At 58.3% G+C, this 18,568-nt stretch carries 17 protein-coding genes, 1 tRNA gene and 1 rRNA gene; 5 read left to right on the top strand and 14 right to left on the bottom strand.

Annotation, left to right across the window (positions count from 1 at the left end; genetic code table 11):
• The first annotated feature begins 91 nt into the window (after window positions 1-91).
• Window positions 92-1,096, top strand: coding sequence for an AraC family transcriptional regulator (locus EAH78_RS13615; RefSeq protein ID WP_140667996.1), 1,005 nt, complete (start codon window positions 92-94; stop codon window positions 1,094-1,096).
• Here EAH78_RS13615 and EAH78_RS13610 read toward each other — a convergent pair whose 3' ends face one another.
• From EAH78_RS13610 to EAH78_RS13595, 4 genes are all read right to left on the bottom strand, one after another.
• Complete coding sequence (locus tag EAH78_RS13610) at window positions 1,097-2,329, bottom strand: type II toxin-antitoxin system HipA family toxin (RefSeq protein WP_140667995.1); 1,233 nt, start codon at window positions 2,327-2,329, stop codon at window positions 1,097-1,099.
• Window positions 2,322-2,570 (bottom strand): helix-turn-helix domain-containing protein, encoded by a 249-nt coding sequence (locus EAH78_RS13605; RefSeq protein ID WP_123436352.1) that lies wholly within the window; start codon window positions 2,568-2,570, stop codon window positions 2,322-2,324. The genes EAH78_RS13610 and EAH78_RS13605 overlap by 8 nt, the downstream gene beginning before the upstream one ends.
• A 113-nt stretch (window positions 2,571-2,683) precedes the next feature.
• A complete protein-coding gene (locus EAH78_RS13600; protein ID WP_140667994.1) occupies window positions 2,684-3,049 on the bottom strand; it encodes a response regulator in 366 nt (121 codons plus the stop codon).
• A gap of 70 nt (window positions 3,050-3,119) precedes the next feature.
• The gene (locus EAH78_RS13595) at window positions 3,120-3,806 is read right to left on the bottom strand and encodes a Crp/Fnr family transcriptional regulator (RefSeq protein WP_140667993.1); all 687 of its coding nucleotides are present in this window, start codon (window positions 3,804-3,806) and stop codon (window positions 3,120-3,122) included.
• Between the two features lie 84 nt (window positions 3,807-3,890).
• Here EAH78_RS13595 and EAH78_RS13590 point away from each other — a divergent pair, with 84 nt between their 5' ends.
• Window positions 3,891-4,409, top strand: coding sequence for a DUF962 domain-containing protein (locus EAH78_RS13590; RefSeq protein WP_140667992.1), 519 nt, complete (start codon window positions 3,891-3,893; stop codon window positions 4,407-4,409).
• 109 nt (window positions 4,410-4,518) lie between these two features.
• Here the strand turns inward: EAH78_RS13590 and EAH78_RS13585 are convergent, their stop codons facing one another.
• The 6 genes from EAH78_RS13585 to dibA form a co-directional block, all read right to left on the bottom strand.
• Window positions 4,519-5,508, bottom strand: coding sequence for a sulfate/molybdate ABC transporter ATP-binding protein (locus EAH78_RS13585; RefSeq protein ID WP_140667991.1), 990 nt, complete (start codon window positions 5,506-5,508; stop codon window positions 4,519-4,521).
• Window positions 5,509-5,511: 3 nt separating this feature from the next.
• Window positions 5,512-6,384: a sulfate ABC transporter permease subunit CysW gene (cysW, locus tag EAH78_RS13580; protein ID WP_027922271.1), complete on the bottom strand. Its 873-nt coding sequence runs from the start codon at window positions 6,382-6,384 to the stop codon at window positions 5,512-5,514.
• A gap of 13 nt (window positions 6,385-6,397) precedes the next feature.
• Window positions 6,398-7,216: a sulfate ABC transporter permease subunit CysT gene (gene cysT, locus EAH78_RS13575; protein WP_046047286.1), complete on the bottom strand. Its 819-nt coding sequence runs from the start codon at window positions 7,214-7,216 to the stop codon at window positions 6,398-6,400.
• A gap of 69 nt (window positions 7,217-7,285) precedes the next feature.
• On the bottom strand, window positions 7,286-8,299 hold the full coding sequence (locus tag EAH78_RS13570) for a sulfate ABC transporter substrate-binding protein (protein WP_140667990.1): 1,014 nt from the start codon (window positions 8,297-8,299) through the stop codon (window positions 7,286-7,288).
• A gap of 69 nt (window positions 8,300-8,368) precedes the next feature.
• Window positions 8,369-8,551, bottom strand: coding sequence for a sulfur starvation response protein OscA (oscA, locus tag EAH78_RS13565; RefSeq protein ID WP_007945260.1), 183 nt, complete (start codon window positions 8,549-8,551; stop codon window positions 8,369-8,371).
• A 285-nt stretch (window positions 8,552-8,836) separates the two neighbouring features.
• Entirely contained in the window at window positions 8,837-10,756 is a 1,920-nt protein-coding gene (gene dibA / locus EAH78_RS13560; protein ID WP_140667989.1) for a phosphodiesterase DibA, read from the bottom strand.
• Between the two features lie 147 nt (window positions 10,757-10,903).
• Here dibA and desA point away from each other — a divergent pair, with 147 nt between their 5' ends.
• Together desA and EAH78_RS13550 are read left to right on the top strand one after the other, a co-directional pair.
• Window positions 10,904-12,088 carry a delta-9 fatty acid desaturase DesA gene (desA, locus tag EAH78_RS13555; protein WP_140667988.1) on the top strand — a complete coding sequence of 395 codons (1,185 nt, stop codon included), beginning with the start codon at window positions 10,904-10,906 and terminating at the stop codon, window positions 12,086-12,088.
• 149 nt (window positions 12,089-12,237) lie between these two features.
• The gene (locus EAH78_RS13550; RefSeq protein ID WP_140667987.1) at window positions 12,238-13,227 is read left to right on the top strand and encodes a GGDEF domain-containing protein; all 990 of its coding nucleotides are present in this window, start codon (window positions 12,238-12,240) and stop codon (window positions 13,225-13,227) included.
• A 44-nt stretch (window positions 13,228-13,271) separates the two neighbouring features.
• Here the strand turns inward: EAH78_RS13550 and EAH78_RS13545 are convergent, their stop codons facing one another.
• From EAH78_RS13545 to gabD, 3 genes are all read right to left on the bottom strand, one after another.
• Window positions 13,272-14,486, bottom strand: coding sequence for a response regulator (locus EAH78_RS13545; RefSeq protein ID WP_140667986.1), 1,215 nt, complete (start codon window positions 14,484-14,486; stop codon window positions 13,272-13,274).
• Between the two features lie 138 nt (window positions 14,487-14,624).
• Window positions 14,625-15,902 carry a 4-aminobutyrate--2-oxoglutarate transaminase gene (gabT, locus tag EAH78_RS13540; RefSeq protein ID WP_140667985.1) on the bottom strand — a complete coding sequence of 426 codons (1,278 nt, stop codon included), beginning with the start codon at window positions 15,900-15,902 and terminating at the stop codon, window positions 14,625-14,627.
• Window positions 15,903-16,085: 183 nt separating this feature from the next.
• Window positions 16,086-17,528: an NADP-dependent succinate-semialdehyde dehydrogenase gene (gene gabD, locus EAH78_RS13535; RefSeq protein WP_008148203.1), complete on the bottom strand. Its 1,443-nt coding sequence runs from the start codon at window positions 17,526-17,528 to the stop codon at window positions 16,086-16,088.
• A gap of 348 nt (window positions 17,529-17,876) precedes the next feature.
• Between gabD and EAH78_RS13530 the strand changes: the two genes are divergently transcribed.
• A tRNA-Arg gene (locus EAH78_RS13530) sits at window positions 17,877-17,953 on the top strand.
• Window positions 17,954-18,324: 371 nt separating this feature from the next.
• On the opposite strand, the gene rrf is transcribed toward EAH78_RS13530, so the two are convergent.
• Window positions 18,325-18,440: ribosomal RNA gene (gene rrf, locus EAH78_RS13525) — 5S ribosomal RNA — on the bottom strand.
• Window positions 18,441-18,568: the final 128 nt, after the last annotated feature.

Raw genomic sequence — 18,568 nt, 5'->3', positions numbered from 1 at the left:
CTCTGGTTATTGATGTTCGCATCCTGCCTTGTGAAGATTTGAAAGGTGGTAGCCATGAACGCCAACCTGTTGACCGGAAGCGCCAATCAGCATGACTGAACCGACCTCCCTCGCCAGCTGGACCCGCGCCCTGCGCAAGCAACTCGATGCGCTGGGCCTCGACAGCAGCGCACTGTGCCACCAGGCGGGGCTCGATCCGCAATTGATGGACGACCCAAACGCCCGTTACCCGTTGTCCGGCACCACGCGCCTGTGGGAAATCGCCGTGCAGGTCAGCGGCGACCCGGCGATTGGCCTGCGCGTGTCGCGTTTTGTAAGCCCCACGACGTTTCATGCGCTCGGTTATGCGCTGGTGGCCAGCGGCAGCTTGCGCGAGGTGTTCGAGCGAATCGTGCGTTATCACCAGGTCGTCAGCGATGCCCTGGAACTGGAACTGACCCGTGCCGAGGACCGCTATCGTTTTCGCCTGAAAATTCCTGTGGGCAACCCGGCGCCCGCATTCGAAGCCATCGACGCCTTCACGGCGATCTACGTGCGCACCTGCCGCAATCGCCTCGGTCGCGACTATGCACCGCTGGCGGTGTACCTGCGCCGCCCGGAACCCGCCGATGCGCATCAATGGCACAAAGTCTTTCGCTCACCGGTGTATTTTTCGGCGGAAGAAGACCGCGTGGAGTTTTCCCTGGTGGATTTCGACAGCCACCTGGACGACGCCAACCCGGAACTGGCCGAGCACAACGAAACCGTGCTCAACCGCGCCTTGGCGCAGCTCAAACCGCTGACCTGGGAGCGCAAGGTCCGTGACGCCATCGAAGAACAGTTGCCCGAAGGCGAGCCCAGCGCCGAACACATCGCCAAGGCCCTGCACCTGAGCTTGCGCAGCCTGCAACGGCACTTGGCGGATGAGGGCTATCGGTTCGATACACTGCTCAATGAAAGTCGCGAAAACCTGGCGCTGCTACACCTGCGCGACCCGCAATGTTCATTGAGTGAAGTCAGTTACTTGCTGGGGTTTGCCGATACCAGCAGTTTCAGTCGCGCGTTCAAGCGCTGGACGGGGATGACGCCGGGGCAGTTTCGGGATGGGTTGCGCTGATCAACTTTTCACGAGACTTCGCGCGACGCCTGATACCCACTGCTCCATCATCGCTTCGCCAACGTTCGCAAAGACGCTGTTGTCTTTGATGTAGGCAGCCATCTCCGCCATCGCCACTTCCACCCCATGGGCGACCTGCTGCAACAGTTCATTGCAACGGCCTTCAGTCAGGTTGCAGGCAGAACGGCCAAATCGCATCAGCATTTTGTATTTTGGCCATGCTTTTGATCCGCCTAACAACAACGCCATGCTGTCGGACTTTATGTAAACCGACGTGGTGACGATGTCGTAGGCCGGAGCAAGGCTGATTTGCGCATCCACGCCGCAATGTTCATACAACACACCAAAGTTTTTAAGGTGAGCGTCGCCATTTTTCAAGGCTGACGAGAGCGCGACGATCTTGAAAAATGATTCAAGCGACTGGTTCAGCAGCGATGGTGAGACGAACTCTTTAATCTGCTTTGCGGCACCTTCGTAGGAACCATCGTATTTGGCCTTCGACGGCCAGGCATTCAGTACGCAGAAGTCTTCGAACCCCAAATATCCGCTGGCGTTAAGGTCGAAGCGTTCGACGACCAGAAATTTGCCATGCTCGCTGAGCTCGAACTTCGGCACCTCAAGCCCCGAATGTAGCGCCGCCCGCATGCAGAAGTATTCGTTGGCTGCGAGTTCAGGGTATTCCTCTGGACGAAAGGATTTGACCAGATGCGTCGCACCTCGATGAGTCAGGCGGTCGACGGTTGTCGCACTGTCACGGACCAACACCTTGGGCTGCACACCGGATACGCCTGAATATTGGCCATACGTGTGCAACAGATCATCAAACAGGCCCTGAGCACCGTCATGAACCAAAAGGTCCGCAAGACTGGTTTCAGGTGGACGGTCGTTCGCGTCCTGCGCGCTTGCAATGCCTACTCGCCCTAGCTGATGCGGGCCGACGATCGACAACATCGCGAAATCATCAAAGCCCCTGACTGCTTTGCTGAAACGACGAACCAACTCATCTCGCAGAGCCCCTTCTGGCAGGTTCATTTCGAAAACCGGCGGTACACCTTGCTCCCATGTGTAACTTTCAAGGCGAGCCGGCATGGTCAACGAAACCGAGTTTTCTTCCTGTGCGTTTTCGGCGTAGGTAAACACTGAATCACTGCGAGACTGACCACGACCCAAGGTGCCCACTGCGTTTTCGCAGACACTGATGTGAAGCCGGTCCCTTTCCTGCGACTCAGCCATGGAAGTTGACCTTTTTCAGTGAGTCCAGCGTTGGACGCTTCGACTGACGGGGCACGGCGGTAAGCTCATACCCGAAGCCGTTGAGGATTGCCTCTACCTTACGCAGGCCGATTTCAGAGACGGTGTTGTTTTCAATACCTGAAATCGTGGAACGGCTCATGCCGTACTGTTTTGCCAGTGCCTGCTGGGATAGCTTTTGCGCCTTGCGGAGCGAGCGGATCAGTTCGCCAAGGTTTTCCATTTACCAACCTGCATCGTATACCGTGCAAAATCACACTTTATATGGATATGCATTGTATTTAGTGCAGTTCATAGGAGAAGTCCAGCTCATTTTTTAACCAGTCGTTCGGGACATCACCGCCCCCGATCCCGCCGCAACAGCTTGCGCACCCGCGCCACCAATTCACTTACCGCAAATGGCTTGAGCAAGTAGTCGTCTTCATGCAACTCCAACCCACGCAGTCGATCTTCGATGCCATCCTTGGTGGTCAGGAACAGCACCGGCGTCTCGCCGAGCTTGCGGATCTGTTGTTGCAGCTGCCAGCCGTTGAGCCCTGGCAGCATCACGTCGAGGATGATCAGCTCGTATTCGCCGGACTCGATAAAGCGCCGACCGTCCATGCCGTTGAGCGCGATATCCACCGAATAGCTCGCCTCGTTCAGGCCGTTGGCCAGGAGTTTGGCGGTCTCCGGTTCGTCTTCTACTAGCAGTACACGCATGGCACACCTCGATTATCGTCGTCACAGGCTAGGCGCCTTCGCGGGCAAAGCCCACCAATAACGTCGCGCTTTAAAAAATTGCCAGTGCCCGCAACCGTTCGGCGTCGACGATTTCGATCTCGCCATACTTGAGATTCAGAATCCCTTGGCCCTGCAATTCCTTGAGCAACTGGTTGGTGGTCTGGCGCGACAGCGACAGCAGCGACGCCAATTGCTCCTGCGGCAATTGCAGCACCCGGCGGGGTGGGTCGATTTCGCCATAACCGGCGGCGATCATCAGCAAGCGATGGGCGAGACGTGCCGGGGCGGGCATCAGGCTCAGTTGTTCGAGGTTGATGAAGGTCAGGCGCAACTTGTGGCTCATCAGCAACGCCAGTTGCCGCCAGTACACCGGTTGTTCGTCGAGCAACTTCAACAGTGCCGTTTGCGGGATGTGCAACAGGGTGCACGTGCCCACGGCGAAGGCATCGTGGGTCCGCGCCTGGCCGTCGAACAAGCAGATTTCGCCAAACCAGTGCGGCGGTTCCACCAGGCTTAACAGCGCTTCCTTGCCCTGCTCGCTGACCGCGCCGATGCGCACCGAGCCTTCGAGCACCGCGTACAAACCGCATGGGGGGTCGCCGCGCTTGAACAGCAATTGCCCGGATGACAGGCGCCGCAGCCGGGCCGCGGCCAGCAGACTATCCTGAAAGGAAACAGGTAGATGACTGAACCACTGGCCGCTCATCAAGCGCGAGCGCCAAACCTGCATGTCCATGGAAACTCCTGGAGATTGTCGCCTGCCTGACAGAGCGAAACGTGAACCCGGGGCATGATCAATCACCCTACAGGAGGAATAACAATGAAAAGCCTCGTTGACCACCTCAGTCAATACGCCGCTTACCACCGTGATCCGCGCAACATCGCCAGCCACTTTATCGGTATTCCGTTGATTGTGGTGGCCGTAGCGGTGTTGCTGTCGCGGCCGCAATGGGCAGGTGGCTGGCTTTCGCCGGCGGTGCTGGTGTCGTTGGCGTCAGCGTGGTTTTACCTGCGCCTGGAGTTGCGCCTCGGGGTGCTGATGACCGTGCTGCTGGGGCTGTCCGTCTGGGCGGGGCAGGTGCTGGCGCAGCAAAGTACCCTGGTGTGGCTGTCTAGCGGTGTCGGGATGTTTGTGGTGGGCTGGGCGATTCAGTTTGTCGGGCATCACTATGAAGGGCGTAAGCCGGCGTTTGTCGATGATGTGACCGGGCTGATTGTCGGGCCGTTGTTTGTGGTGGCGGAGTTGGCGTTTTTGTTGGGGTTGCGGCATGACCTCAAAGAGCAGATCGAGGCGCGGGCCGGGGGTGTTCGAGTCAATCCGAATCGCGCTGCGGCATAAGGTGCTTTCGCGAGCAAGCCCGCTCCCACATTTGATTTGCGTCGATCACAAATTGTGTATACGACATCAACCAAATGTGGGAGCGGGCTTGCTCGCGAAGCTTTTGACCTTAGATGTTGGCGAGTTTTTGCCAGACCTTGGGCTTGAAGAACAGCGTTTCACCCTTCGCCAGCCCGATCAGGCTGTCATGGTCCTTCACCACTTCCGCCTCGATCAATTCGCTCTGACCCTCGACCTTCAACGTCACCCGGGTCGTCGCGCCCAACGGACGGATGTCGCGCACTTCAGCCGCGTGGTGATCTTCCAGTTCATGCCGCGACAACGACACCTCGTGCGGACGGAACAGCACGTGGTTGTCCTCACCCAAATGCAGTCGGTTGGAATCACCGAGGAAGTGATAAACAAAATCGCTGGCCGGGTTTTCGTAAACATCACCCGGTGAGCCGATCTGTTCGATCACACCCTTGTTCATCACCACGATACGGTCGGCGACTTCCATCGCCTCTTCCTGGTCGTGGGTCACGAATACCGAGGTCAGGTTGATGTCCTCGTGCAGCCGCGCCAGCCAGCGGCGCAATTCTTTACGGACCTTGGCGTCGAGGGCGCCGAAGGGTTCGTCGAGCAGCAGGACTTTCGGTTCCACCGCCAAGGCACGGGCCAGGGCAATACGCTGACGCTGGCCACCGGAGAGTTGCTCCGGGTAGCGATCCGACAGCCAGTCCAGTTGCACCATGTTCAGCAGTTCATGGACTTTTTCCGCGATCCTGCTTTCGTTCGGGCGCTGGTTTTTCGGCTTCATGCGCAGGCCGAACGCGACGTTGTCGAACACCGTCATGTGGCGGAACAACGCGTAGTGCTGGAACACGAAGCCGACGTTGCGATCACGCACGTCGTGGCCGGAAACGTCTTCGCCATGGAACACGATGTTGCCCTGGTCCGGGGTTTCAAGGCCGGCGATGATCCGCAGCAGCGTGGTTTTACCGCACCCGGACGGGCCTAGCAGCGCCACGAGTTCACCGCTCTGGATGTCCAGGCTGATGTTGTCCAGCGCCTTGAACGCGTTGAAATTCTTGCTGACGTTACGCACTTCGATCGACATGAATTATTCCTCCGCGGCGCTGGCGCGCAGGCGGTTAATACGGTTTTCGCTCCACTGCTTAAGCAGCAGGATGAAGAGCGCCATGATCAGCAACAGGCTCGCTACCGCGAACGCGGCCACGTGGTTGTATTCGTTGTAGAGGATCTCGACGTGCAGCGGCAGGGTGTTGGTCACTCCGCGAATGTGCCCGGAAACCACCGACACCGCACCGAACTCACCCATCGCACGCGCGGTACACAGCACCACGCCGTAGATCAGGCCCCATTTGATATTGGGAACGGTGACGTGCCAGAACATCTGCCAACCATTGGCGCCCAGCAGGCGCGCGGCCTCTTCTTCTTGCGTGCCCTGTTCCTGCATCAGCGGGATCAGCTCACGCGCCACGAACGGCACGGTGACAAAAATCGTCGCCAGCACGATGCCCGGCAAGGCGAAGACGATCTGGATGTCGTGATCCTGCAGCCATGGCCCGAACAGGCCCTGGGCGCCAAACATCAGCACATAGACCAGACCGGCGATCACCGGCGAGACCGAGAACGGCAGGTCGATCAACGTGACCAGCATGCTCTTGCCGCGGAACGAGTACTTGCTCACGCACCACGCGGCGCTGACGCCGAACACCAGGTTCAACGGCACCGAAATCAGCACGGCGATCACCGTGAGTTTCAGCGCCGACAACGCATCCGGTTCAAAGATCGCGGTGAAGAACGCACCGAGGCCAAGCTTCAGGCCCTGGGACACCACGATGAACAGCGGCAACAACAGAAACAACGCAAAAATCAGCCAGCCAAGGCCGATCAGGATTCTTCGCGAGGTGGCACTGCCACGGCGCGCAGCGTTGGCCGAAGAGGCGGCCGCAATAGACGATTGGGACATGGTTCGCGCCTCCTTATGGGGTTTCGATGCGACGTTGCAGCAAGTTGATCAGCAGCAACAGGACGAAGGAAACCACCAGCATCAGTACACCAATGGACGTGGCGCCGGTGTAATCGTACTGGTCGAGCTTGACCATGATCAGCAGCGGCAGGATCTCGGTTTTCATCGGCATGTTGCCGGCGATGAAAATCACCGAACCGTACTCACCGACCCCGCGGGCAAAGGCCAACGCGAAACCCGTCAGCCACGCCGGGAGCAAGGCGGGCACCAGAATGTAACGGAAAACCTGTAATGGTTTTGCCCCGAGACACGCCGCCGCTTCTTCCACTTCACGCGGAATATCAGCCAATACCGGCTGTACGGTACGTACTACGAATGGAAGTGTCACAAAAGTGAGGGCAAGGGTGATGCCGAGGGGGGTGTACGCGATCTTGAAACCCAGGTCCGCTGCAAACTGCCCCACCAAACCGGTGGGGGTGTACAACGCCGTCAACGCGATACCGGCTACCGCCGTAGGCAAAGCGAAGGGCAAGTCGATCATGGCGTCGATGACTTTGCGACCGGGGAAGGTATAGCGCACCAGCACCCAGGCCAGCAGCGTGCCAATGATGCCGTTGATGATCGCGGCATAGAGCGCGGTGCCGAAGCTCAGCTTCAACGCCGCCAGCACCCGTGGCGCCGAGATAATTGCCCAGAACTGATCCCAGGTGAGTTGGGCGGCATGGACGAACATCGCCGCCAGTGGAATGAGCACAATCAGGCTGAGGTACACCAAGGTGTAGCCCAGCGTCAGCCCGAAGCCGGGTATGACGGGGGAGATACGACGCGACATAAAAGTCCTTGGTTGAGAACGCGCAAAGCCCCGACGGTTAAATCGGGGCTCGTTGATGGCTATTTAAGACTACTGCGCCTGATAAATCTGGTCGAACACACCACCGTCATTGAAGAACTTCGGTTGCGCGGTTTTCCAGCCGCCGAAGTCTTTGTCGATGGTCACCAGGTCCAGGGTCGGGAACTGCTTGGCGTACTTGGCGGCCACGTCCTTGTCTCGTGGACGATAGAAGTTTTTCGCAGCAATTTCCTGACCGGCCGGGCTGTACAGGTGCTTGAGGTACGCTTCGGCGACCTGCTCGTTGCCCTTTTTCTCGGCGTTCTTGTCGACCACGGCCACCGGAGGTTCTGCAAGGATCGACAGCGAAGGCACGACGATTTCAAACTTGTCAGCACCGCCGTCTTCTTTCAGCGCCAGGAACGCTTCGTTTTCCCAGGCCAGCAACACGTCACCCTGACCGTTGTTGACGAATGTAATGGTCGAACCGCGAGCACCGGTGTCCAGCACAGGCACGTGCTTGAACAGGGTCTGGATGTATTCCTTGGCCTTGGCTTCGTCACCGCCGTTGGCTTTCAGGCCATAGGCCCAGGCCGCGAGGAAGTTCCAGCGAGCGCCGCCGGAGGTTTTCGGGTTAGGGGTGATGACCGAGACGTCATTTTTAACCAGGTCGCCCCAGTCCTTGATGCCTTTCGGGTTGCCCTTGCGCACCAGGAACACGATGGTCGAGGTGTAAGGCGTGCTCGCATCCGGTAGACGCTTCTGCCAGTCGGCCGGCAGGGTCTTGCCGAGCTTGGCGATTTCGTCGATGTCACCCGCCAGGGCCAGGGTCACGACGTCGGCACGCAGACCGTCGATCACCGCGCGGCCCTGTTTGCCCGAACCACCGTGCGATTGCTGGATCTTCACAGTGTCGCCAGCGTGATCCGCTTGCCAGAACTTGATGAACTCGGCGTTGTAGTCCTGATACAGCTCACGCGTCGGGTCATACGACACATTGAGCAGCTCGTAATCCTTGGCAACCGCGGAACCCGCAAAAAGGGCGCTGGCCAGGGCGGCCAAAGCGAAATGACGAATCGACGACATGGTGAAAGCTCCTGGAATTCTGTGTGTGTTGGCTTTTTTTATGGAGGCGGGAAGCGGATTGCCGGTTGCTTAGCTCGGCTTATTGCTCGGGTTCTGCAGACGGAATTTCTCTTTGCGTTCGATCTGGACGACCTGGGCGTTATGCACAGTGATCTCCACAGCCCCAAAGCGCAGATCGCGCAATGCGCTCTGGATCTCACGCAAAATGGTTGCTTCGTCTTGGCCATCAACACTACGTAGGGATGCGCTCATGGTGCTGCTCCTTCAACTGAGAGGTTGCCTGACAGTGGCGGCACTGCTTGCGGCGTGAGACCAATAGTAGTGAGGAGTAGATATTCTTAAAAAGACTATTTAAGAATGTTTATATAACCGAAATGAATTGCGTGACGGGGTGCGGGTTTGCGACGTTTCTGAGATTGACTCTGAACTCTGTGGCGAGGGAGCTTGCTCCCGCTCGAGGGCGAAGCACTCGCTTTTAGGACCGCTGCGCAGTCCAACGGGAGCAAGGTTCCTCGCCACAAAAGCTTAAAAGCGGGCTTAGCGAATAATGGGCGCGCACATCCAATCCAGTTGCTCCGCCGGCACCGGCCGCCCAAACCAGTAGCCTTGCCCCAAATCACATTCATGCTCGAGCAGGAATCCGGCCTGCTCAACCTGCTCGATCCCCTCGGCATGCACCTGCATCCCCATGCTCTGCGCCAAGGCAATGATCACTCGCACAATCGCCGCGTCATCTTCATCCCACGGCAATCCGGCGACGAAGCCCTGGTCAATCTTGAGCTTCTGTACCGGCAATCGCTTGAGCCGCAGCAGCGACGAATATCCCGTGCCGAAATCATCGATGGCCAGCCGCACACCCAACTCGCGCAGGCGGTGCATTTGCTCCAGCGCTACCTCCGGATCCTCCATCACGGCGCTTTCGGTCACTTCCAGCTCCAGATACGCCGGATCAAGCCCCGTCGCATCAAGCACCTGAGCCACCTGCTGATACAGCTCGCGTCGGGCAAACAGTCGCGATGAGACATTCACCGCCACAAACGCCAACCCCACACCCGCCGCTTGCCACTGGCACATTTGCTGGCAGGCCTGCTGCATGACCCAGGCATCGATCTCGGCAATCAGCCCGGTACGCTCGGCGATGGGGATAAACTCTGCCGGCGACACCAGTCCGCGTTGCGGATGCGCCCAACGCACCAGCGCTTCGACGCCAATCAGACGACTGGTTTTGAGGTCATGCACGGGTTGGTAATAGACGCGCAGCTCTTGCTGCTGGAGAGCGCGGCGCAATTCAAAGGCAATTTCCACCCGCTGCTGCGCGTGGGCGGTCAACTCTTCGGTATAGAGCGCGTAGCCATCCCGCCCCGCACTCTTGGCCTTGAACAAGGCCGAATCGGCGTTGCGCAACATTTGCTCGGCACTCAAGGCATCACTCGGAAACTGACTGATGCCGACACTGGCGTTGATAAACAGTCGATGTCCATCAATGTAGAACGGCTCCCGCAGGCCATCGATGATTCGCTGAGCCAGCGCCGCGGCTTGTGCTACTTGTGGACAGCTTTCGGCGAGCACCGCAAATTCATCACCGCCCAGACGCGCCAGGGTCATGCCTGGGCCGAACATCGTTTTCAAATGCTCGGCCACAGCCTTCAGCAATTGATCACCGACGGTATGCCCAAGGCTGTCGTTAATCATCTTGAAGTGATCCAGGTCGATCATCAGCAACGCGCAGCCCCGTTTATGGATTTGCGCCGATGCCAGCGCCTGTTCGACACGGTCGGTGAACAACAGCCGATTGGGCAGATCGGTCAGCGGATCGTGGTGTGCCAGGCGCTTGAGTTCGTGCTCGGAGTTTTTGATCGCACTGATATCGGAAAAAACCGCCACGTAGTGGCTACGCCGGCCCCGATCGTCATGAATGATGCGGATGGTTTGCCATTGCGGGTAGATTTCACCGCTTTTACGGCGATTCCAGATTTCCCCGCTCCACTCACCGCAGCTGTTGAGTGTCGCGTACATCGACTGGTAGAACGCCGGCGGATGACGGCCGGATTTGAACAGGCTCGGTTGCTGGCCCAGCACCTCATCACATTGATAACCGGTGATCGCCATGAAGGCCCGGTTCACATGCACAATCAGCCCGTTGCTGTCGGTGACCAAAACGCCCTCACGGGTGCAATCGAACACCGCAGCGGCCTGGCTCAAACGCTCACGGTCGGCATGGCGCTCGCGCAATCTGGCGCCGATCCCCAGGCATTTGAACAGTCGGGCCCGGGCAATGAAGATCAAACCGGCGCTGAGCACCACCCAGAAATAGCCGTTGATCAGTTGCCATCGCAATAGCTCGGTAGAGCTATCGAAGAAACTGTTCAATAAATGGCCGCTAACCGCCATCCAGGCGACTGAAAGCAACAGATAAAGCAGCGCTGCACGCAAGGCGTCGCGATAGGTGGCAGACATTAGAGCGTCCATGTCCCTACAGAAAGGTTGGAATTATAGGTCAAGGACACATCCAGCCACTCTTATCTGAAAGGGCGACTGGTTTTATCCGTGGGCTTAGTGATAATGCTACGGCTGTTTTTTTCTTTATCGAGGGCCCTACAGCCTATGTGGTACGAAGGTTTACTCGGCTTGTCGCCTTGGTCACTGGTGGCAGTCACCCTGCTGATGACCCACGTCACGATCGTTGGCGTCACGGTCTATCTGCATCGTTATTCAGCCCATCGCTCGCTTGAGCTCAATGCCGGCCTGAAACATTTCTTCCGCTTCTGGCTGTGGTTGACCACGGCGCAGAACACCCGCGAGTGGACCGCTATCCACCGCAAGCATCACGCCAAATGCGAAACCGTCGATGACCCACACAGTCCGGTCGTCAAAGGGCTTTCCACCGTTTTGCGCAAAGGTGCCGAGTTGTACCGCGCCGAAGCGGAAAACCCGGAGACTTTGCGCATCTACGGCAAGAACTGCCCGGAAGACTGGATCGAACGTAACCTCTACAGCCGATTCCCGCTGTTGGGTGTGGCGATCATGGGCGTCATCGACCTGCTGCTGTTCGGCACCATCGGTATCACCATCTGGGCCATCCAGATGATGTGGATCCCGGTATGGGCCGCCGGCGTGGTCAATGGCCTTGGCCATGCCATCGGCTATCGCAACTTCGAATGTCGCGATGCGGCAACCAATCTGGTGCCTTGGGGCATCCTGATCGGCGGCGAAGAACTGCATAACAACCATCACACCTACCCTAACTCGGCAAAATTGTCGGTGAAGAAGTGGGAGTTCGACCTTGGTTGGGCCTGGATCCAGGTCTTCAGTTTCTTCCGTCTGGCCAAGGTCCAGCGTGTCGCTCCGATCGCACACCGGGTTGAAGGCAAAGGCAGCCTGGACATGGACACCGCCATGGCGATCCTCAACAACCGCTTCCAGATCATGGCCCAGTACCGCAAATTGGTGATCGCGCCACTGGTCAAGCAGGAGCTGGAAAAGGTCGATCACTCCGTCCGCCATCAATTCCATCGCGCCAAGCGCCTGCTCTCGCGTGAAACCAGCCTGCTGGACGAAAAACACCACGTTCGCATCCAGACCATGCTCGAACACAGCCAGGCGCTGAAAGTAATTTACGAGAAACGCCTGGCCTTGCAGCAGATCTGGGTCAAGACCAGCTCAAATGGCCACGACATGCTCGCCGCCATCAAGGATTGGGTGCATGAAGCCGAAGCCAGCGGGATTCAATCCCTGCGCGACTTCGCCGACCAGTTGAAGACCTACTCCCTGCGCCCTGCCTCTGTCTGATGCCGTTGATCGGTGCGCCCCGCTAGCGGGCGCACCCCTCGGAACTTAGCTCTAAATCCCCTATCTCAAAGACACTTCGCCACCCCGGCGGGTTTCGTTGTCGCCGCTTTCGAATCTGGAATGGCGCACGCCCCTTGAGATTTGTCCCGATGGTCACAAAAAACCTGCACGACTCATCCTTTGCGAAATCGCCCGATACGGCTCAAACCCTGATGGCACTGATGCATGCCCAGAGTGAAGTGGCGCGACTGAGTGAGCGCGAACAGCTGTTCAGCTCGCTGCTGGTGAGCGTCAACGCAGTGCTTTGGGCGTTCAACTGGGAAACCCGGCAGGTGCTTTACGTCAGCCCGGCCTATGAGCGAATTTTCGGCCGCTCCGCCGGCAGTTTGTTGTCCGACTACAACGAATGGCGCGACAGCATTTACCCCGACGACCTGGACTATGCCGAGCGCAGCCTGGCCGAAGTGCTGGTCAAAGGTGCGGTTGAAGACCGCGAATACCGCATCATCAATGCCGATGGGCAGGTGCGTTGGCTCAGCGACAAATGCTTCGTCAACCGTCAGGCCGAACCCGGCCAACCCGTGATCATTGTCGGCATTGCCGAAGACATCACCGAAAAGAAGCGGATGGAAGCCGAACTGCAACGCCTGGCCACTACCGACGTGCTGACTCAAAGCAGTAATCGCCGGCACTTCTTTGAGTGCGCACAGCGCGAATTTGCCCAAGCACGCAAGCAAGGAACTCCGCTGGCGTTCCTGCTGCTGGACATCGATGATTTCAAAGGGGTCAACGATACGTATGGTCATCCGCAAGGTGACGTAGTGCTGCAACAAATCGCAGAGAGCGGTCGCGCAGCATTACGTCGAGGCGATGTGTTCGGGCGGATCGGTGGTGAAGAGTTTGCGGCAGTGTTTCCTGGCTGCGCGCCGGACATGGCTATGCAAGTGGCCGAACGGTTGCAACGGCAGATTCAGCAACTGAGCTTTAGCCATGATGACCAGACGTTTGGCATTACTGTCAGCCAGGGGCTGACCAGCCTCACCGACGAGGACGAAAGCCTCGACAGCCTGTTTGCCCGAGCGGATGCGGCGATGTATGAAGCCAAGCGGAAGGGCAAGAACCGGATCATTTCCGGCTAATCCGCCGAACATGAAACCATGTGGGAGCGGGCTTGGTGTGATGCTCACTTTTTGCGTAATCGCATCAGTTCCGGCAAACCAATCTTGAGCAACCGCGCTGTTCGGCTTTTCGCCAACTCTTCCACGCCCTCATGCTCGGTCAGGCGCGCCAATTGCGCCGCCATGTTCATCACCAGCGCTTCTCGTGAATAAACCCCACCACCGAGCTGATAGACCGCCGCAATCAGCTCTCGCAGCTCCAGCGGCAGACGCCAGCGCGTGCGTAGCGCCGAACCGTAGGCCCCTCCGAACTCGGCCAGCGCATCACCGACTTCCTCCCATTCGTCCAGATCACCTCCGCTCTGCTTCCACTCTTGCAAACAACGCAGCAACGCGAGGTCACCAAGACGATGCAGCATGCCTGCGCAGTAACAGCGTTCTTGTTCCAGATCCAGCAAACGTGCCAGCGTGCGGGCGTACTCGGCGGTGTGCAGCGACAGCTCCCAATTACGTTCGGCATAGTCCGCCAGTAGCGGATCGTCGAGTCGGGCACTGCGCTTGAGGGCCAACCCGAGAATCAAGTTCATGCTTTGCCCGGAGCCCAAACGGTGCAAGGCTTGGGACAGGGTTTGTACAGGATCACCAAGGTGATGCGCCGCGCTGTTCGCGGCGGCGATCAGCACAGCGGTAATCTGCGGATCGGAGCGAATTTCGTCTTCCATCCGCTTCAGATCGAGACCGCCGGGATTGAGGCTGCGTTGCACCGCTATCTGTACATCAGTCATCAACGGCGCACCGTCCGTCAGTTCCCGACGACGCTCCAGATACACCGATAACGTCATGCCCGGCGCCAACTTCGGCACCTCGCAGGACACTTCTTCACCGGCGTTCAGCAGCAACTCCTGCAGACGCTGGGTGAGGTTTTCCATGTTCAAGGGTTTGGTCAGATACGCCGTGGGCGCCAAAGGCAAAGCCTCGTGCACGCTGCCACTGTCGTTGCGGCTGCTCATCAGAATGAACGGCAGTGGCGGATTGCGCCGACGTTGACGCACGTTTCGCAAAACACTCAAGCCATCGACACCGGGCAACTCCCAGTCAACGATCGCCAGGTCGTAAGGCGTTTCCGCCAGCCTGTCTATTGCCTGCTGGCCATCGGCGCAAAGGTCCAGCCGCGCGTCGCAGCGAACATTCAATAACACCTGCTTGAGCAAGTCTCGAGACCACGGGTCGGCCTCGGCAATCAACACCCTCGGTGCAGCAGGTAAATCAACAACAGTCATGCGGCACGCTCCCTCGTAATGCTTGAACCTTAGTCAACGCTGGCGGTTCGATACAGCGCAAATGGCCGCAATGTGTTTCAAGAGGCGTAAAAAAACCCGCCGAAGCGGGTTTTTTGTCGATCAGGTCACACTAGGTGATCACAGCTCGGAGAAGCACTCTTCGATGATCGCCAGACCTTTGTCCAGTTGCTCGTCCGGCGAAGTCAGCGGTACCAGGACGCGCAGAACGTTGCCGTAGGTGCCGCAGGACAGCAGGATCAGGCCCTTGTCGCGCGCCTTGGCGACAACCGCTGCCACTGCTGGCGCGTTCGGCTTGTGGCTGTCGCCATCGACGAACAGCTCAACCGCGATCATCGCGCCGAGCGCACGGACTTCGCCGATGACCGGGTACTTGGCCTGGATAGCCTTAAGGCCAGTAACCAGACGCTCGCCGACCGCCTTGCAGCGGTCCAGCAGATGCTCTTCTTCGAACACTTCCATCACGGCGAGGGCCGCAGCGCAAGCGATCGGGCTACCGGCGTAGGTGCCGCCCAGGCCGCCTGGAGCGATGGCATCCATGTATTCGGCCTTGCCGCACACACCGGCCAACGGGAAGCCGCCAGCGATGGATTTGGCGAAGGTGGTCAGGTCGGCGGACACGCCCATCTGTTCCATGGCGAAGAAGGTGCCGGTACGGCCAGCGCCGGTTTGCACTTCGTCAGCGATCAAGAGGATGCCGTGCTGGTCGCACAGGGCGCGCAGACGCTTCATGAACTCTTTAGGCGCGACGTAGAAACCGCCTTCACCCTGAACCGGCTCGATGATGATGGCAGCGATGTCGCGCGGCTCGGCGTCGTTCTTGAAGATGCGTTCGATGCTGGCGATCGAGTCGTCGATGCTCACACCGTGCAGTTCGTTCGGGTACAGCGCGCGGAACACGCCGCCTGGCATCAGGCCCATGCCGGCCGAGTAAGGCACGACTTTACCGGTCAGGCCCAGGGTCATCATGGTGCGACCGTGGTAAGCGCCGGTGAACGCGATCACGCCGGCACGGCCAGTGGCGGCACGGGCGATTTTCACGGCGTTTTCCACTGCTTCGGAACCGGTGGTGACCAGCAGGGTTTTCTTTTCGAAATCACCTGGCACCTTGGCGTTGATTTTTTCGCACACTTCTACATACGGCTCGTAGGCCAGAACCTGGAAGCAAGTATGGGTCAGCTTGTTCAGCTGCTCGGTCACGGCGGCGATGATTTTCGGGTGCACGTGGCCAGTGTTCAGCACGGCGATACCGCCGGCGAAGTCGATGAACTCGCGACCTTCTACGTCGGTCACGGTGGCGTTCTTCGCGGACTCGGCGAAGATCGGGTGAATCTGGCCAACACCGCGTGGTACAGCGGCTTCGCGGCGTTTCATCAGGGATGCGTTAGTCTTGCTCATAAAGTCCTCATTCGCCGCTCATCGGTCGGCGTGGCTCAAGGAAAGGCAGCGGGGAGGCAACTACGGCAGCATGCGATGATCGACTGCCACAGCTTTCCCGGCCGCAGATAAATTTCGTTTGAAGCACGCAAAGGGACAGCGCTCTCGTGCCCTTTGCGTTTGAAGCAAAATGCCTGGCCGGGCTTAGATGCCCAGGCAGAGGTATTTGATTTCCAGGTAATCTTCGATGCCGTACTTGGAGCCTTCACGGCCCAGGCCCGACGCCTTGATGCCGCCGAACGGCGCAACTTCGTTGGAGATCAACCCGGTGTTGACGCCGACCATGCCGTATTCCAGGGCTTCAGCGACACGGAACACGCGGCCCAGGTCACGAGCATAGAAGTACGAGGCCAGACCGAACTCGGTGTCGTTGGACATCGCGATCACTTCAGCTTCATCTTTGAAGCGGAACAGCGGCGCCAATGGACCGAAGGTTTCTTCCTTGGCCACGGCAGCGTTCTTCGGCACGTTGGTCAGGATGGTCGGCTCGAAGAAGTTGCCTTCCATGACCTTGCCACCGGCCAGGACCGTTGCACCTTTGCTGATCGCGTCAGCAATGTGCTCTTGAACCTTGGCCACGGCTTTTTCGTCGATCAGCGGGCCAGTGGTGGTGCCCTCTTCCAGACCATTACCGATCTTGAGTTTGGCCACGGCCACTTTCAGCTTCTCGGCGAACGCGTCGTAGACCGAATCCTGAATGTACAGGCGGTTGGCACAGACGCAGGTCTGGCCGTTATTGCGGTATTTGGAAATGATCGCGCCTTCGACGGCCTTATCCAGGTCCGCGTCGTCGAACACGATGAACGGGGCGTTGCCGCCCAGTTCCAGGGAGACTTTCTTGATGTCCTTGGCGCACTCAGCCATCAACTGGCGACCGATTTCGGTCGAGCCGGTGAAAGACAGTTTGCGAACGATCGGGTTGCTGGTCAGCTCGCTACCGATGTCGCCGGCGCTGCCGGAAACGACGCTGAACACACCGGCAGGAATGCCAGCACGTTGAGCCAATTCAGCCAAGGCGAACGCGGAGAACGGGGTTTGCGAAGCAGGCTTGAGCACCATGGTGCAACCGGCAGCCAAGGCTGGGCCGGCTTTACGGGTGATCATTGCAGCCGGGAAGTTCCACGGGGTAATGGCAGCGGTCACGCCGATTGGCTGCTTGATCACGATCAGCCGCTTGTCTGGCTGGTGGCCCGGAATCACGTCACCGTAGACGCGCTTGGCTTCTTCGGCGAACCATTCGATAAAGGAAGCGGCGTAAACAATTTCGCCCTTGGCTTCGGCCAATGGCTTGCCCTGCTCCAGGGTCATCAGGCGAGCGAGGTCGTCCTGGTTTTCGATAATCAGCTCGAACCAGCGACGCAGTTTGTTCGCACGGTCCTTGGCGGTCAGTGCACGCCAGGCCGGCAGCGCTTTGTCAGCGGCTTCAATCGCACGGCGGGTTTCGGCAGCGCCCATTTTCGGCACGGTACCCAGAATTTCGCCGGTGGCCGGGTTGTTCACTTTGATCGTCTGACCATTGTCCGCGTCGACCCAAGCGCCATCGATAAAGGCTTGCTGGCGGAACAACTGGGTGTCTTTAAGCTGCATGTCGGCTTTCCTTAACAGCACCGCGGCAGGCGCGGAGCAAATTATGATTGTAGAAAGGCGCCCTATAGGCTGCCGTCAGGGAAATCATTCACTGGGCTGAAGCACATAAATAGCGCACTGATTGATACCGTGCGGTTCAGCACCCAGACAGGAGCGTTTGAAATCTCAAACGAATCCTAGGATCAAAGGGGGTAAAGGACAATAGCCTGTTCGAAAAAAAGAACGAAAACGCCGCATTTGCCTAATTTTTCTGATCAACGTAGCAAGCGCACGTTACGCTTTCAAAAAACACAGTCGATTCAGCAGCATGGACGCACGCAGCACATATGAGTATCATGGCGCCCGCTTGCACCAGTAGCTCAGCTGGATAGAGTACTGCCCTCCGAAGGCAGGGGTCGTGGGTTCGAATCCCGCCTGGTGCACCATACGCTGTAAACGAAAAGCCTCAGGCCTTAGGGTCTGGGGCTTTTTTGTGGGTGATGATTAATCAACTTCAGGAAATGACGTTGTTTTCTGCGTGAGCTGGGGCAGCGCATCATTCAAGGGAGCCGCGCTCGGAGGCTTGCGAGGGCGTCAGGGGCATTGTCGCCATGCGAGCTCTGATCGAGTCTCAAGGGCCTGCCACGCGGCTTGGAAGCCCTGGCGAGGGCCTGAACTGGCCGGCTCGCCGTCAGAACCTTTCCCTCAAGCATGAGGCCCGCACCGTGCTGTTGAATTAGAGCACTGCTGTACGAACTTTCCTGCGGACAAAACAAAACCCCTACCTGCATACGCAGATAGGGGTTTCGGAATTTAATCTTGACGATGACCTACTCTCACATGGGGAAACCCCACACTACCATCGGCGATGCATCGTTTCACTGCTGAGTTCGGGATGGGATCAGGTGGTTCCAATGCTCTATGGTCGTCAAGAAATTCGGTAGCCAGGTCGTTTTCTCTTGCGAGATCACGCTCCAGCGAATGGGTATGTAATAGATTTGTGTGTTTCGATTCGAACTTTCGACAATGTATCGTCTTCACACACCGCAATCTGGTGCTCG

It is taken from the genome of Pseudomonas arsenicoxydans (assembly GCF_006438915.1).
Taxonomy (GTDB): Bacteria; Pseudomonadota; Gammaproteobacteria; order Pseudomonadales; family Pseudomonadaceae; genus Aquipseudomonas; species Aquipseudomonas arsenicoxydans_A.
This window is presented reverse-complemented; position numbering and strand designations above follow the sequence as displayed.

Excerpts from the sequence above, each read along its gene's own strand:
- EAH78_RS13615 (WP_140667996.1), top strand. The coding sequence starts at position 92 with ATGACTGAACCGACCTCCCTCGCCAGCTGGACCCGCGCCCTGCGCAAG.
- EAH78_RS13610 (WP_140667995.1), bottom strand. The coding sequence starts at position 2,329 with ATGGCTGAGTCGCAGGAAAGGGACCGGCTTCACATCAGTGTCTGCGAA.
- EAH78_RS13605 (WP_123436352.1), bottom strand. The coding sequence starts at position 2,570 with ATGGAAAACCTTGGCGAACTGATCCGCTCGCTCCGCAAGGCGCAAAAG.
- EAH78_RS13600 (WP_140667994.1), bottom strand. The coding sequence starts at position 3,049 with ATGCGTGTACTGCTAGTAGAAGACGAACCGGAGACCGCCAAACTCCTG.
- EAH78_RS13595 (WP_140667993.1), bottom strand. The coding sequence starts at position 3,806 with ATGGACATGCAGGTTTGGCGCTCGCGCTTGATGAGCGGCCAGTGGTTC.
- EAH78_RS13590 (WP_140667992.1), top strand. The coding sequence starts at position 3,891 with ATGAAAAGCCTCGTTGACCACCTCAGTCAATACGCCGCTTACCACCGT.
- EAH78_RS13585 (WP_140667991.1), bottom strand. The coding sequence starts at position 5,508 with ATGTCGATCGAAGTGCGTAACGTCAGCAAGAATTTCAACGCGTTCAAG.
- cysW (WP_027922271.1), bottom strand. The coding sequence starts at position 6,384 with ATGTCCCAATCGTCTATTGCGGCCGCCTCTTCGGCCAACGCTGCGCGC.
- cysT (WP_046047286.1), bottom strand. The coding sequence starts at position 7,216 with ATGTCGCGTCGTATCTCCCCCGTCATACCCGGCTTCGGGCTGACGCTG.
- EAH78_RS13570 (WP_140667990.1), bottom strand. The coding sequence starts at position 8,299 with ATGTCGTCGATTCGTCATTTCGCTTTGGCCGCCCTGGCCAGCGCCCTT.
- oscA (WP_007945260.1), bottom strand. The coding sequence starts at position 8,551 with ATGAGCGCATCCCTACGTAGTGTTGATGGCCAAGACGAAGCAACCATT.
- dibA (WP_140667989.1), bottom strand. The coding sequence starts at position 10,756 with ATGTCTGCCACCTATCGCGACGCCTTGCGTGCAGCGCTGCTTTATCTG.
- desA (WP_140667988.1), top strand. The coding sequence starts at position 10,904 with ATGTGGTACGAAGGTTTACTCGGCTTGTCGCCTTGGTCACTGGTGGCA.
- EAH78_RS13550 (WP_140667987.1), top strand. The coding sequence starts at position 12,238 with ATGGTCACAAAAAACCTGCACGACTCATCCTTTGCGAAATCGCCCGAT.
- EAH78_RS13545 (WP_140667986.1), bottom strand. The coding sequence starts at position 14,486 with ATGACTGTTGTTGATTTACCTGCTGCACCGAGGGTGTTGATTGCCGAG.
- gabT (WP_140667985.1), bottom strand. The coding sequence starts at position 15,902 with ATGAGCAAGACTAACGCATCCCTGATGAAACGCCGCGAAGCCGCTGTA.
- gabD (WP_008148203.1), bottom strand. The coding sequence starts at position 17,528 with ATGCAGCTTAAAGACACCCAGTTGTTCCGCCAGCAAGCCTTTATCGAT.